The organism is Streptomyces mabaensis (assembly GCF_053763515.1).
Genome location: NZ_JBSOPZ010000005.1, coordinates 181,672 through 195,050, shown reverse-complemented (window position 1 = coordinate 195,050; position 13,379 = coordinate 181,672). Strand labels below are relative to the sequence as shown.

Annotated in this window: 12 protein-coding genes; 10 read left to right on the top strand and 2 right to left on the bottom strand. The window is 69.7% G+C overall.

Going from position 1 to position 13,379, the window contains the following annotated elements:
- Window positions 1–438: 438 nt before the first annotated feature.
- Entirely contained in the window at window positions 439–969 is a 531-nt protein-coding gene (gene nrdR, locus ACWV17_RS06615) for a transcriptional regulator NrdR (protein ID WP_455358862.1), read from the top strand.
- A 141-nt stretch (window positions 970–1,110) separates the two neighbouring features.
- Window positions 1,111–4,023, top strand: coding sequence for a vitamin B12-dependent ribonucleotide reductase (locus ACWV17_RS06610; RefSeq protein WP_455358861.1), 2,913 nt, complete (start codon window positions 1,111–1,113; stop codon window positions 4,021–4,023).
- Between the two features lie 108 nt (window positions 4,024–4,131).
- On the opposite strand, the gene ACWV17_RS06605 is transcribed toward ACWV17_RS06610, so the two are convergent.
- The gene (locus tag ACWV17_RS06605) at window positions 4,132–4,656 is read right to left on the bottom strand and encodes a TerD family protein (protein ID WP_455358860.1); all 525 of its coding nucleotides are present in this window, start codon (window positions 4,654–4,656) and stop codon (window positions 4,132–4,134) included.
- A 93-nt stretch (window positions 4,657–4,749) separates the two neighbouring features.
- On the opposite strand from ACWV17_RS06605, the gene ACWV17_RS06600 reads away from it, so the two are divergent.
- From ACWV17_RS06600 to ACWV17_RS06575, 6 genes are all read left to right on the top strand, one after another.
- Window positions 4,750–5,085 carry a metalloregulator ArsR/SmtB family transcription factor gene (locus ACWV17_RS06600; RefSeq protein ID WP_455358859.1) on the top strand — a complete coding sequence of 112 codons (336 nt, stop codon included), beginning with the start codon at window positions 4,750–4,752 and terminating at the stop codon, window positions 5,083–5,085.
- On the top strand, window positions 5,082–5,831 hold the full coding sequence (locus ACWV17_RS06595; protein WP_455358858.1) for a DUF2071 domain-containing protein: 750 nt from the start codon (window positions 5,082–5,084) through the stop codon (window positions 5,829–5,831). Before ACWV17_RS06600 ends, ACWV17_RS06595 begins: the two co-directional genes overlap by 4 nt.
- Before the next feature lie 33 nt (window positions 5,832–5,864).
- Window positions 5,865–6,470: a YdbC family protein gene (locus tag ACWV17_RS06590; protein ID WP_455358857.1), complete on the top strand. Its 606-nt coding sequence runs from the start codon at window positions 5,865–5,867 to the stop codon at window positions 6,468–6,470.
- A 92-nt stretch (window positions 6,471–6,562) separates the two neighbouring features.
- Complete coding sequence (locus ACWV17_RS06585; protein ID WP_455356620.1) at window positions 6,563–7,222, top strand: histidine phosphatase family protein; 660 nt, start codon at window positions 6,563–6,565, stop codon at window positions 7,220–7,222.
- A gap of 12 nt (window positions 7,223–7,234) precedes the next feature.
- Window positions 7,235–8,143 (top strand): ADP-ribosylglycohydrolase family protein, encoded by a 909-nt coding sequence (locus ACWV17_RS06580; RefSeq protein ID WP_455358856.1) that lies wholly within the window; start codon window positions 7,235–7,237, stop codon window positions 8,141–8,143.
- A 174-nt stretch (window positions 8,144–8,317) separates the two neighbouring features.
- Entirely contained in the window at window positions 8,318–10,198 is a 1,881-nt protein-coding gene (locus ACWV17_RS06575) for a DUF4153 domain-containing protein (RefSeq protein WP_455358855.1), read from the top strand.
- A gap of 121 nt (window positions 10,199–10,319) precedes the next feature.
- Here ACWV17_RS06575 and ACWV17_RS06570 read toward each other — a convergent pair whose 3' ends face one another.
- Window positions 10,320–11,873 carry an MFS transporter gene (locus ACWV17_RS06570; protein ID WP_455358854.1) on the bottom strand — a complete coding sequence of 518 codons (1,554 nt, stop codon included), beginning with the start codon at window positions 11,871–11,873 and terminating at the stop codon, window positions 10,320–10,322.
- A gap of 111 nt (window positions 11,874–11,984) precedes the next feature.
- On the opposite strand from ACWV17_RS06570, the gene ACWV17_RS06565 reads away from it, so the two are divergent.
- Window positions 11,985–12,608, top strand: coding sequence for a TetR/AcrR family transcriptional regulator (locus ACWV17_RS06565; RefSeq protein WP_455358853.1), 624 nt, complete (start codon window positions 11,985–11,987; stop codon window positions 12,606–12,608).
- Between the two features lie 49 nt (window positions 12,609–12,657).
- Window positions 12,658–13,359 carry a ribonuclease HII gene (locus tag ACWV17_RS06560; RefSeq protein WP_455358852.1) on the top strand — a complete coding sequence of 234 codons (702 nt, stop codon included), beginning with the start codon at window positions 12,658–12,660 and terminating at the stop codon, window positions 13,357–13,359.
- The last annotated feature ends 20 nt before the right edge of the window (window positions 13,360–13,379 follow it).

The window sequence follows — 13,379 nt, the reverse complement described above, 5'->3', positions numbered from 1 at the left end:
TAGTCGGACAACGGTAGTTGCTTTCGAAAGGTTGCGCCAAACACACGTTCGAGTGAAAAATTGCAGATCACCAGACGTGATCACAAGTCCGGGTGTATAGCGAAGCGACGAACCGAACATCAATTCGGTTGTTACCGTACCGCCCGCTGTCGGTGGCTGTGTCGCCGGGTGGTCTCTCCAGTGTGGCATCCGGGGACCCCGGAGCCGGGCACTGCACGCCTTCCCGTAACCTCGTGCCGGGCCGGATCCGCGCGACACGCTCGGGGACAGAATTTCGGTCTGACACCAGATGTAGTGGTTGGATGATTTCAGCCGCCCAGAAGTTGTGTTCTGCGGCCGCCGAGGCCCCGGACATCGCCTATGCTGGTGGCTGCTTCGGGGGGCCCTCACCGGCCTGTTGAGGCTGTTCAGTCGTGCCGAGAAGGAGGGTTGGGATCCATGCACTGCCCCTTCTGCAGGCACCCCGACAGCCGCGTCGTCGACAGCCGCACCACCGACGACGGCACGTCGATCCGCCGCCGCCGGCAGTGCCCCGACTGCTCCCGCCGGTTCACCACGGTGGAGACCGCGTCACTCATGGTGATCAAGCGCAGCGGCGTGACGGAACCCTTCAGCCGTACCAAGGTCATCTCAGGCGTGCGCAAGGCGTGCCAGGGACGGCCGGTGACCGAGGACGCCCTCGCCCAGCTCGGCCAGCGGGTCGAGGAGGCGGTGCGCGCCACCGGGAGTGCCGAACTGACCACCCACGACGTGGGGCTGGCCATACTCGGCCCGTTGCAGGAGCTCGACCTCGTCGCGTACCTGCGTTTCGCGTCCGTGTACCGAGCGTTCGACTCGCTCGAAGACTTCGAGGCCGCCATCACGGAGCTGCGGGAGCAGCGGCCCTCGCTCCATGACTGCGAGCCCGGCGAGTCCGGCGAGCACGGCGTGACCCGTGAGGGCCCCGTGCCCGCCACCGCCGCCGACTGACCGGCCGAGACTGCTCGGCCGGGCGGCGGCACACCAGACCTGCCCGCGGCGCTCCGCGCGCCTCGGGCACCAGAGACAGACACCGTGCCACGGGAAGATGTGGGCACTTCAGGACGTTTTCGTCCGTATATGGGAGGCGGCATGACAGAGACGACGAGCGGTCCGGCACGAGGATCCCGCGCCAAGGGATCCAAGGCTGCCGCGGCCCGACAGGGGCTGCGCATCGAGCGCATCCACACCACCCCCGGCGTGCATCCGTACGACGAGGTGGTCTGGGAGCGTCGCGACGTCGTCATGACCAACTGGCGCGACGGCTCGGTCAACTTCGAGCAGCGTGGCGTCGAGTTCCCCGACTTCTGGTCGGTGAACGCGGTCAACATCGTCACCAGCAAGTACTTCCGGGGGGCCGTCGGCACCCCGCAGCGCGAGACCGGCCTGAAGCAGCTGATCGACCGGATCGTGAAGACGTACCGGAAGGCCGGTGAGGAGTACCAGTACTTCGCCTCGCCCGCCGACGCCGAGATCTTCGAGCACGAGCTGGCGTACGCCCTGCTGCACCAGATCTTCAGCTTCAACTCGCCGGTGTGGTTCAACGTCGGAACGCCCCAGCCGCAGCAGGTGTCGGCCTGCTTCATCCTGGCCGTCGACGACTCCATGGAGTCGATCCTCGACTGGTACAAGGAAGAGGGCATGATCTTCAAGGGCGGCTCCGGTGCCGGCCTGAACCTCTCCCGGATCCGCTCCTCCAAGGAACTGCTGTCCTCGGGCGGAAACGCCTCCGGCCCGGTCTCCTTCATGCGCGGTGCCGACGCCTCCGCAGGAACGATCAAGTCCGGCGGCGCCACCCGCCGGGCGGCCAAGATGGTCGTACTCGACGTCGACCACCCCGACATCGAGGACTTCATCCAGACCAAGGTGAAGGAAGAGGAGAAGATCCGCGCCCTGCGGGACGCCGGCTTCGACATGGACCTGGGCGGCGACGACATCACGTCCGTCCAGTACCAGAACGCCAACAACTCCGTCCGGGTGAACGACGAGTTCATGAAGGCCGTCGAGAAGGGCGGCAAGTTCGGGCTGCGCGCCCGCATGACCGGCGAGGTCATCGAGGAGGTCGACGCCAAGTCGCTCTTCCGCAAGATGGCCGAGGCCGCGTGGGCCTGCGCCGACCCCGGCATCCAGTACGACGACACGATCAACAACTGGCACACCTGCCCCGAGTCGGGCCGGATCACCGCGTCGAACCCGTGCAGCGAGTACATGCACCTGGACAACACCTCGTGCAACCTGGCCTCGCTGAACCTGATGAAGTTCCTCAAGGACGACGGCAAGGGCAACCAGTCCTTCGAGTCCGAGCGCTTCGCCAAGGTCGTCGAGCTGGTCATCACCGCGATGGACATCTCCATCTGCTTCGCGGACTTCCCGACCCAGAAGATCGGCGAGAACACCCGCGCCTTCCGTCAGCTGGGCATCGGTTACGCGAACCTCGGCGCCCTGCTGATGGCGACCGGCCACGCGTACGACAGCGATGGCGGCCGCGCGCTCGCCGGGGCCATCACCTCGCTGATGACCGGCACTTCGTACCGCCGCTCCGCCGAGCTCGCCGCGGTCGTCGGCCCGTACGACGGCTACGCCCGCAACGCCGAGCCGCACCAGCGCGTCATGAAGCAGCACGCCGACGCCAACGCGAAGGCCGTCCACGTGGACGACCTGGACAACCCCGTCTGGGCCGCCGCCACGGAGGCGTGGCAGGACGTCGTCCGCCTCGGCGCGAAGAACGGCTTCCGCAACGCCCAGGCCTCGGTCATCGCGCCCACCGGCACCATCGGCCTCGCGATGTCCTGCGACACCACCGGCCTCGAGCCCGACCTCGCCCTGGTCAAGTTCAAGAAGCTGGTCGGCGGCGGCTCGATGCAGATCGTCAACGGCACCGTCCCGCAGGCCCTGCGCCGCCTGGGCTACCAGGAAGAGCAGATCGAGGCGATCGTCGCCCACATCGCCGATCACGGCAATGTGATCGACGCGCCCGGCCTGAAGGCCGAGCACTACGAGGTCTTCGACTGCGCCATGGGTGAGCGCTCCATCTCCGCGATGGGCCACGTCCGCATGATGGCGGCCATCCAGCCGTGGATCTCGGGCGCGCTCTCCAAGACGGTCAACCTCCCGGAGACCGCCACCGTCGAGGACGTCGAAGAGGTCTACTTCGAGGCGTGGAAGATGGGCGTCAAGGCGCTCGCCATCTACCGCGACAACTGCAAGGTCGGCCAGCCCCTCTCCGCCAAGAAGAAGGAGCAGGAGAAGGCCGAGGTCACCGAGAAGGCCGAGGAGACGATCCGGGCCGCGGTCCAGAAGGTCGTCGAGTACCGCCCGGTGCGCAAGCGCCTCCCGAAGGGCCGTCCCGGCATCACCACCTCCTTCACGGTGGGCGGCGCCGAGGGCTACATGACCGCCAACTCCTACCCGGACGACGGTCTGGGCGAGGTCTTCCTGAAGATGTCCAAGCAGGGCTCCACCCTCGCGGGCATGATGGACGCCTTCTCGATCGCCGTCTCGGTCGGTCTGCAGTACGGCGTTCCGCTGGAGACGTACGTCTCGAAGTTCACCAACATGCGCTTCGAGCCGGCCGGTATGACGGACGACCCGGACGTGCGGATGGCGCAGTCGATCGTCGACTACATCTTCCGCCGCCTCGCGCTGGACTTCCTGCCGTTCGAGACCCGCTCGGCGCTCGGCATCCACTCGGCCGAGGAGCGTCAGCGTCACCTGGAGACCGGTTCGTACGAGCGGTCCGACGAGGAGGTCGAGGTCGACGTCGAGAGTCTGGCCCAGTCCGCCCCGCGGCAGTCCGAGCCCCTGAAGGCGGTCGCCGCGCCGAGGACCGAGGCCGTCGTGGTCGACGAGGCCCCGAAGCAGGCGCACACCTCGGCGGAGCTGGTCGAGATGCAGCTCGGCATCAGCGCCGACGCGCCGCTGTGCTTCTCCTGCGGTACGAAGATGCAGCGCGCGGGCTCCTGCTACATCTGCGAGGGCTGCGGCTCAACGAGCGGCTGCAGCTGACCGGGGGCGGTAGTTCCTGACGTCAGGCCCTGAGGGGCGGTGAGCCGGCCGGCTCACCGCCCCTCAGTCGTTTCCCGGGCCGCTTTTTCCGGGCGGGGTCCGTCGGGCCTAGCTGGCGCCCATCGTCGCGGCGAACGTGTCCGGGTCGCCGTCGAAGCCCCTTACCTCGGCGACCACGCCCCAGCTGCCCGTGCTGTCCCGGGTGAACTCGGCGACGGTCGCGGCCGTGGCGGCCTCGACGTCGGCGAAGGTGTCCTCGAAGAGTGCGGTATGGCCTTCCACGAGCCGGACGCCGGTGTTCACTATGTCGCCGAACGTCTTCGGCCCGCCGGACTGCTGGATGGCGACGCCGACCACGACCCGCGCGTAGGCGGAGGACAGCCGGTCGAGCTCCAGGGTCATGACCTCGTCGTATCCGAAGCCCTGGCCGGTCCTGCTGTCCCTGTCGAGGGTGATCGTGCCGTCCGGCGACCGGCTGTCGAAGTGCACGAGGTAGGCCGCCGGTCCGCGCGGGTCGTCCGCGAGGTAGGTGGCGGCGATGATGTCCAGGTCATGGGCGGGTGCGCCGACAGGGCTCGGGTCCCACCTGAGCATTACCTGGACTTTGCGGATCCCCTTGCTGACGCTGCTCACGAACTTCCCCTCCTGGCCGATGTCTTGGGGCCAGGCTAGCCCCGAGCGACCGCACGGTTGTGAGCTACTTAGCTATTGTGCTAAAAACTGAATATGACACAGGACAGGGACGACGAGGTCGGTGTTTTCAGGGCGCTCGCCGACCCCACGAGACGGCAGATCCTGGAAGACCTGCGCGCCGGAGAGCTGGCCGCCGGAGACATCGCCGGCCGGTTTCCGATCAGCGCGCCGTCCGTTTCGCGGCATCTGGGGGTCCTCAAGGCCGCCGGTCTGGTACGAGAACGCCGCGACGGCAACCGGATCCTGTACTCGCTCGTCGAGGAACGGCTCGCCGCGTCGGTCGGCAGGTTCCTGAGCGCGGTCTGCCCCGAGCAGATCGTTCTCCGTCACAGCCGGCGCAGGGGAAGCGAAGGGGAGGGCAAGGCATGATCGCTCCGAAGCTGTCGGGCGTCATCGAGAGGCGCCTGCTGGTGAACTACCGCGTCGAGCCGGGTATGGCCGCGGCGCTGCTGCCCGGGCCACTGCGGCCGCAGTTGGTGCGGGGCTGGGCGGTCGCCGGGATCTGTCTGCTGCGGCTGGGGGACACCCGGCCGCGCTGGGCGCCCGGCGGTACCGGCCTGCGCAGCGAGAACGCGGCGCACCGCATCGCCGTCGAGTGGGACGGACCGCACGGCGTGGAAACCGGCGTCTACATCCCGCGGCGGGACAGCGGCTCGCGGATCAACGTCCTCGCGGGTGGCCGGGTGTTCCCCGGGGAGCATGGCGCGGCGGTGTTCGGCGTACGGGAAACACCGGACGAGGTCCGGATCGCGTACGAGACGCGCGACGGCGCGATGCGGGTGGCCGCCGAGGCGCGGGTGGTGGACGAGCTGCGCGGCAGCGAGCTGTTCTGCAGTCTCGAAGAGGCCTCCGAGTTCTTCCGGCGCGGGCCGAAGGGGTTCTCGCCCACCCGCGCGGGACTCCGTCTCCACGGCATGGAGATCCGCACGGACGCCTGGCAGGTTGAGGCGGCGGACCTCCGCTCGGTGCGCTCGTCGTTCTTCGAGGACCCGGACCGCTTCCCGCCCGGCAGCGCGCACCCCGACTCGGCGCTGCTGATGCGCGACGTACCGGTGAGCTGGCATCCACTGCCGCCGCTGCCCGTCGGGACCGAAGTGGAGTCCGCCGGAGTGTGACCGGCGTCATGCCCTGCGCCGTACGATGGCGCGGTGCTGGTCAAGTGGATTCGCTGCACCGTGGTGGACCGTCGAGGTTTCGAGCGGGGGCAGCGGAAATGGGCGGGGCTGCTGGGTGAGCCGGGATTCCGGGGACAGGGCGGAGGGTGGAGCAGGGGGCGGCAGGGGGTGGCCCATGTGTTCGCCTTCTGGGAGAGCCGGGCGTTCTACGACTCCTTCATGGCGCGCTCGCACGACCGGCTCGCCGCCGCGCAGAGTGGGACGTACAAGGACATACAAGTCAAGCTGTTCGACTACCGCTTCGATGTAAAGACCGGTTTCGAGCCGCGGTTCACGGACGCCGACGTGGTGCGGGTCGCGCACTGCCGGGTCCACGCCCATCGTGTCGAGCACTTCGCGCTGATGCAGGAGAAGGTCTGGAACCCGGCGATGGCCGGATCCCCGGGCATGCTGCGCGGCGTGTTCGGCGAGGCGCCGGGTCATGAGTTCCTGGTGCTGTCGATGTGGAAGGCGGCGGCCGAGCACGGCAAGTACCGTGCGGAGCGGGTGGAGCGGCTCTCACTGCGCGCGCAGACGGATGCCGATGTCGCGGCGCTGGCCGGAGACGTGGTGGAGCTCGAACCGTCCTGGACGGTGTGACCGTCCTCCTGACCCGGGGCCTGTGGCCGCCCTACGCCGGATGGGGGCCCGGCGGCTGCTCGGCCGGGCCGGGTCCGTTCTAGGGTCGAGACATGGCACGACCGCGGCGGATCGTTCTCGTCAGACACGGAGAGTCGGTGGGCAATGCCGACGACTCCGTGTACGAGCGGGTGCCGGACCACGCGCTTCGGCTGACCGCGACCGGGCGGCGGCAGGCGCAGGAGGCGGGGGAGCGGCTGCGGGAGCTGTTCGGGGAGGAGCGTGTCAGCGCCTATGTCTCCCCGTACCGGCGGACGCTGGAGACCTTCGGTGCCTTCGGGCTCAACCCCGCCCTGGTCCGGGTCCGGGAGGAGCCGAGGCTGCGCGAACAGGACTGGGGGAACTGGCAGGACCATGAGGACGTACGGCGACAGAAGGCGTACCGGGACTCCTACGGGCACTTCTTCTACCGCTTCGCCCAGGGTGAGTCGGGGGCCGATGTGTACGACAGGGTGGGCGCCTTCCTCGAGAGCCTCTTCCGCAGCTTCGAGGCGCCCGACCACCCGCCGAACGTGCTGCTGGTCACTCATGGGCTGACCATGCGGCTGTTCTGCATGCGCTGGTTCCACTGGTCGGTCGCCGAGTTCGAGTCCTTGTCCAACCCCGGCAACGGGGAGTCCCGGATGCTCCTGCTGGACCAGCGGGGTCGCTACTACCTTGACCGTCCGTTCGAACGCTGGTGCACCCCGGAGCCGTATGACGTCACCGGTTAGAGTGGCTGTGCGATGACCGCTGACTCCTCTCCCGACCGACGCTTCGAACGCGCCCTGGCCAGCCTGCGTGGACTGGCAGTGGGGGACGCCCTGGGTTCCCAGTTCTTCGTCCCCGCGAACTATCCGCTCCTCAAGCGACGCGATGTGCCGCCCGCGCCCTGGCAGTGGACGGACGACACCGAGATGGCCTGCTCCGTGCTGGCGGTGCTCGTCTCGCACGGCCGTATCGACCAGGACGCGCTCGCGCGTTCGTTCGCCGACCATCACGACTTCGACCGCGGCTATGGCCCCGCGGTCAACCGGATGCTGCGGCTGATCCGGGAGGGTGGCGACTGGCGTGAGCTCGCCTCCGCGCTCTTCAAGGGCCAGGGTTCCTGGGGCAATGGCGCCGCGATGCGCATCGCTCCGCTCGGTGCCTGGTACGCGGACGATCCCGAGCAGGCCACGCACCAGGCGGAGATCTCGGCCTACACCACCCACCAGCACCGAGAGGCGGTGGTGGGATCGATGGCCGTGGCCGCTGCTGCCGCGTTCGCCGCGTCCCCGGCCGGTCCGCCCGCCGCGGCGGACCTCCTGGACGGCGTGATCGCGCTCGTACCGCGGAGCGCCGTCGGGGCGGGGCTGCGCCGGGCCCGGGACATGCTCGACTACGACGATGCCGGTACGGTCGCCGCGGTCCTCGGCTGTGGACGGCGCACCAGCGCGCACGACACCGTTCCGTTCGCGCTGTGGTCCGCGGCGAGGAGTCTCGACGACTTCGAGCAGGCGTTCTGGACCACGGCCCAGGTGGGCGGAGATGTGGACACCACCTGTGCCATCGTCGGCGGGGTGGTCGCGGCGGGTCGGAGCGCGCCGCCGCCGGCGAAGTGGCTGGAACAGACCGAGGACCTGCCGGACTGGACGCCCGTCGGGGCGGTCTGAACCCGCGGGGGGTGCTGGGGCCGCCTGTCCGGCGGTCGGCTTCGACTGTCACGGTCCTGCCACAGCCCTGGCCCGGAGCCGGGGGTTCCGCGCTGTCCGGTCTAGCCTGTCGGCCACGCCGCTTCGTGATCTTGAGGGGCGGTCGCCGACGAGACACCGGGTCGTACGCCTGCCTTGCCGAGGTGCGGGACCTGGTCGGGAGGGGGTCCCGTGACCGAATCATCGTCCACATCACCCGCAGGGGCTGCGCCCGGTGATGAGCCGCAGGACGCGGTGCCGACGCCGAGGCCGGAATCCACGCCGGGCCCGGGACCGGGGCCAGGGCCTGCGGCGGGGCCGGGGCCGGAACCTGCGGCGGGGCCCGCGTCTCAGCCGGCCTCCGCTGCGGATCCCTACCGGCCGCGCCAGCAAGCGGTCTGGCAGCCTCCGCGGACGGAGTCGCCCGAGTGGCTCGCCGCCGTGAGTGCCGCCGACCCCGCGGCAATCCGTCCGGCCACCCTGTGGTCGGTGCTGGCCACCGCCCTGCTCAGCGCGTTGCTGCTGGGCGACGGCCTGGGGCTCAGCATCGTGTTGGTCGCTGTGCCCGCCGCGCTGGCCGCTTTCTTCGCGGCACAGGCAGCGGGCCGCCGGCTGCGCCCGTGGACGGCGGTCTGGGCGTTCGGCGGGCTCGCCCTGCTCTGGGTGCCCGCGCTGCGTGACGCGGGCTGGCCGGTGTTCCTCGCCGTCGTATCGGCGCTGGCACTCGGCTCCCTGGCCCTGCACGGCAGCCGCAGCTGGCTGGGTGTCCTGATTGGCCCGCTCGGCATCCTCGGATCGTTGGGTTCCGGAATGGGCTGGGCCTGGCAGGGCCTGCGCGACCGCGCGGCCGGCTCGAAGGACCGCTGGGGGCCCATCGTCCGTACGACCCTGGTGGCCGCAGTGCTGCTGGTCGTCTTTGGCGCCCTGTTCGCGGGAGCCGACGCCGCCTTCGCCGGCCTGCTCGGCGGACTCGTCCCGGACGTCTCGGTGGCGGACGGCCCGTGGCGGTTCTTCCTGTTCCTCCTCGGTCTGCTCGGCGCTCTCGCCGCGGCGCACACCGCTGCCGCGCCGCTGCGCTGGGACCGGATCGAGGTCAAGCCGGGGCGGGCGCGCGGGCGGATGGAGTGGGCGCTTCCGCTGATCGTGCTCAACGTGCTGTTCGCGGCCTTCATCGCCGTGCAGCTGACGGTCCTGTTCGGCGGATACGACAAGGTGCTCAGCCAGACCGGCCTGACCTACGCCGAATACGCGCGACAGGGCTTCTGGCAGCTGCTCTGGGCGACGCTGCTCACCCTTGCCGTCATCGCGGGGGCCCTGCGCTGGGCGCCGCGCGGCCGACCGCGCGACCGCACGCTGGTGCGGTCGGTCCTCGGTGTGCTCTGCCTGCTCACCCTGGTGGTGGTCGTCTCCGCCCTGCGCCGCATGGACCTGTATGTCGATGAGTACGGGCTGACCCGGCTGCGGGTGTCGGTCGCCGCCATGGAAATGTGGCTGGGCCTCGTCATCGTCCTGATCATGGCGGCCGGGGCGCGCGGCGGAGCCGCCGGGCGCCCGCTCGGGGCGCGTTGGCTGCCGCGGGCGGTCGCGGCGAGTGGCGCCGCCGCGGTGCTCGCGTTCGGTCTGGTCTCCCCGGACGCCCTGGTCGCCGACCAGAACGTCGCACGCTACGAGCGTCTCGTGGCGGGCCGGGCGGGCGGCCAGGAGGGCACGCCGCAGGGCACTTCCGACACCCGGCCGGACACCGCGGACGGCCGGGAGGCGACCGAGGACGGCGAACTCGTTGATCTGGCCTACCTCCAGAGCCTCTCCGCGGACGCCGCGCCTGCTCTCGACAAGCTGCCCGAGCCCCTGCGCTCCTGCGCTCTGCGCGGGATCAACGACGCCCTGGCCGCCAGCGGTGACGAGCCTTGGTACGCGACCAGCCTGGGCGAGTACCGGGCCCGGGTCATCCTCAACGAGCGGCCCCTGAAGGCGGACTGGGAAACCTGCCGTGAGCTGGGCACGTTCCGGGATTCCACCGACGGGTACGGGTACTGACCCGACGCGTAACGACGCAACGCGTACCGACCCGATGACGTACCGAAACGGCGGCGCGCGCTGATACCGGACCGGTGTTCACGGCCGGGCCGTCCGGGTGGACGCCCCGGCCGCCGCCGCGTCACGCCATGGGCCCGGCCTCGGCCGCCGTACCGTTCAGCGCCGCCAGGTCGCTCTTGCGCACCCGGATCACCAGCACCGCGGTCAGCAGGGCCAGTGCCACCATGCCCACACCCGCCATGAACGCGGTGGATATGCCTTGCGTGAGCATCTCGTGCCCCCACGGCGGCGGCAGCTCGTGGGACTTGGCGAACTCCGCCTTCTGCTCCGGGGTCGCTTGTGCCATGAACCCCGGAATCTGCTGCTCCGCCTCGTTCCTGCTTGCCGTACCGAAGACAGTGACCAGGATCGAGAGCCCAAGCGAGCCACCGACCTGCTGGGTCGCGTTGAGCAGCCCCGAGGCCGCCCCCGCCTCGTGCTGCGCCACCCCCGAGACGGCGGTCAGGGTGAGCGTGACGAAGTTCAGGCCCATGCCGAAGCCGAACAGCACCATGGGGCCGAGCACCCCGCCCGCGTACGAACTGCCGTCGTCGATGAGCGTCAGCCAGGCCAGCCCCAGACCGGTCAGTGCCGAACCGGTCACCATGAACGGCTTCGGCCCGAGCACCGGCAGGAAACGCTGCGACAGCCCCGCGCCCGCCACGATTGCCACGGTCACCGGCAGGAAGGCGAGACCCGCCTGGATGGGTGTGTAGCCCAGCACGTTCTGCACGAAGAGCACGATGAAGAAGAACATCCCGAACATCGCCGCCGCGAGGCTCAGCATGATCACGTACGTGCCCGAGCGATTGCGGTCGGCGAACATCCTCAGCGGGGTGATCGGCTCCCGCGCCCGCGACTCGATCAGAGCGAATGCCACCAGCAGCACGACCGCCGCTCCGAAGGACGCCAGGGTGACCGTGTCCCGCCAGCCTTCCTCCGACGCGCGGATGAATCCGTACACCAGCGAGGCCATACCGCCCGTGGAGGTCAACGCCCCCGCGACGTCGAACCGGCCGGGGTGGCGCTCCGACTCGCTGATGTAGAGCGGAGTGAGGACTGCTATCAGGATGCCTATCGGTACGTTCACGAAGAGCACCCAGCGCCAGTCGAGCCACTCGGTGAGCATCCCGCCCGCGAGCAGTCCTATCGCGCCGCCGCCCGCCGAGACAGCGGCGAACACGCCGAACGCCCGGTTCCGCTCCGGGCCTTCGGGGAAAGTGGTCGTAATCAGTGCCAGCGAGGTCGGGGAGGCGATGGCGCCGCCGACGCCCTGCAGCGCCCGGGCCGCGAGCAACTGCCAGGGCTCCTGCGCGAATCCGCCGAGCAGCGAGGCCAGGGTGAAGATCAGGATGCCGGCCAGGAAGACGCGGCGGCGGCCCAGAATGTCGCCGGCCCGGCCGCCGAGGAGCAACAGCCCACCGAAAGTGAGGGTGTAGGCGCTGAGGACCCAGGAGAGATCGGTGGTGGAGAAGCTGAGCGCGTCCTGAATGTGCGGCAGGGCGATGTTCACGATCGTCGCGTCGAGCACCACCATCAGCTGGCAGGCGGCGATGACGGTGAGCGCGACTCCGGGACGCCCCTCCCGCCGGGCCGCGCCCGGCTTGTGTGGTGTCGCTAGTTGAGAAGTTGTCACTATGGTTCCCCCACAAGTGAGTTAGTGAACGGTGGCGTTCACTGTCAACTACGGTAGTGAGTCCCCGTCAGTGAACGCAAGCGTTCACTAGAGCTCCCGATGGAGATACAGATGGTTGCTTCGCGCTGGACAACCGCTCATGCCCAGCCGGCCTCCATGCGCCGTCGCGGTCCGGTACTGGAGCGCGCGATTCTCGAGGCCGCGCTCGAGCAGCTGAGCACGGTCGGCTGGAACGGTCTGACGATGGAAGGTGTCGCCGCCGGCGCGCAGACCGGCAAGGCCGCGATCTACCGCCGCTGGCCCTCGAAGGAGGACCTCGTCGCCGACGCCCTGGAGGCCGGGCTGCCGAGACTCGACCAGGCGCCCGACTGCGGCTCCGTCCGCGAGGACCTCTATCAGCTGTGCCGGAAGGTGCGCGACGCGATGTTCTCGCGACCCGGCTTCGCGCTCCGCGCGGTGCTTCACGAGTGCGACAGCGCGAGCGCCGAGCGCTTCCACGGGCTGATCGTCAGAGGTGTGATCGAACCGTCCAACGGCCTCTTCCGTGAGGTGGTGCGACGCGGGGTTGAGCGGGGTGACGTCCGTCCCGATGCCACCGGTGACCTGGTCTTCGACGTCATTCCCGCGATGATGATGTACCGCTCCAAGGTGTGCGGCAGCGAATGGGGCGACGCGGACATCGCCGGATTGATCGATCAGGTGATGGTGCCGCTGCTCCGCTCGCGGGCCGACTGACGCCCGGGGTGTCGCGGCCCGCCCCGGGCGGCGTAACCTTGCTGGCGCCATGCCGTACGAAGCACCCACCCACACCGTCGAGCGCTCCCTTCGCGCCACCACCGGAGCCAAGATCATTGCCGGGGTCGACGAGGTCGGGCGAGGGGCCTGGGCCGGTCCGGTCACCGTCTGCGCGGCGATCACAGGCCTGCGCCGGCCACCCGAAGGGCTCACCGATTCCAAGCTCATCAGCCCGAAGCGGCGCGGCGAGATGGCCCTGCACCTGGAGCAGTGGGTCACCGCGCACGCGCTCGGCCACGCCTCTCCCGAGGAGATCGACGAGCTGGGGATGACCGCGGCGCTGCGGCTCGCCGCGGTGCGGGCGCTGGAGGCGCTGCCGGTGCGGCCGGACGCGGTGATACTCGACGGCAAGCACGACTACCTGGGCGGGCCGTGGCGGGTCCGTACGGTCATCAAGGGCGACCAGTCGTGCGTGGCTGTGGCCGCCGCGTCCGTGATCGCCAAGGTCCGCCGCGACAAAATGATGGCCGAACTGGGCAAGAAACATGCAGACTTCGCCTTCGCGGCCAACGCCGGCTATCCGTCGCCGGTCCACCGGGCCGCGCTGGAGGAGTGGGGGCCGACCCCGTACCACCGGCTCTCGTGGTCCTATCTCGACGCGCTGCCCCGGTGGCGGCACCTCAAGAAGGTCCGCATGGGTACGGAAGCATGCGAACTGGAAACCGGGGGCCAACTCGGCTTCGACTTCTGATCGCACTTATGTACCCACCC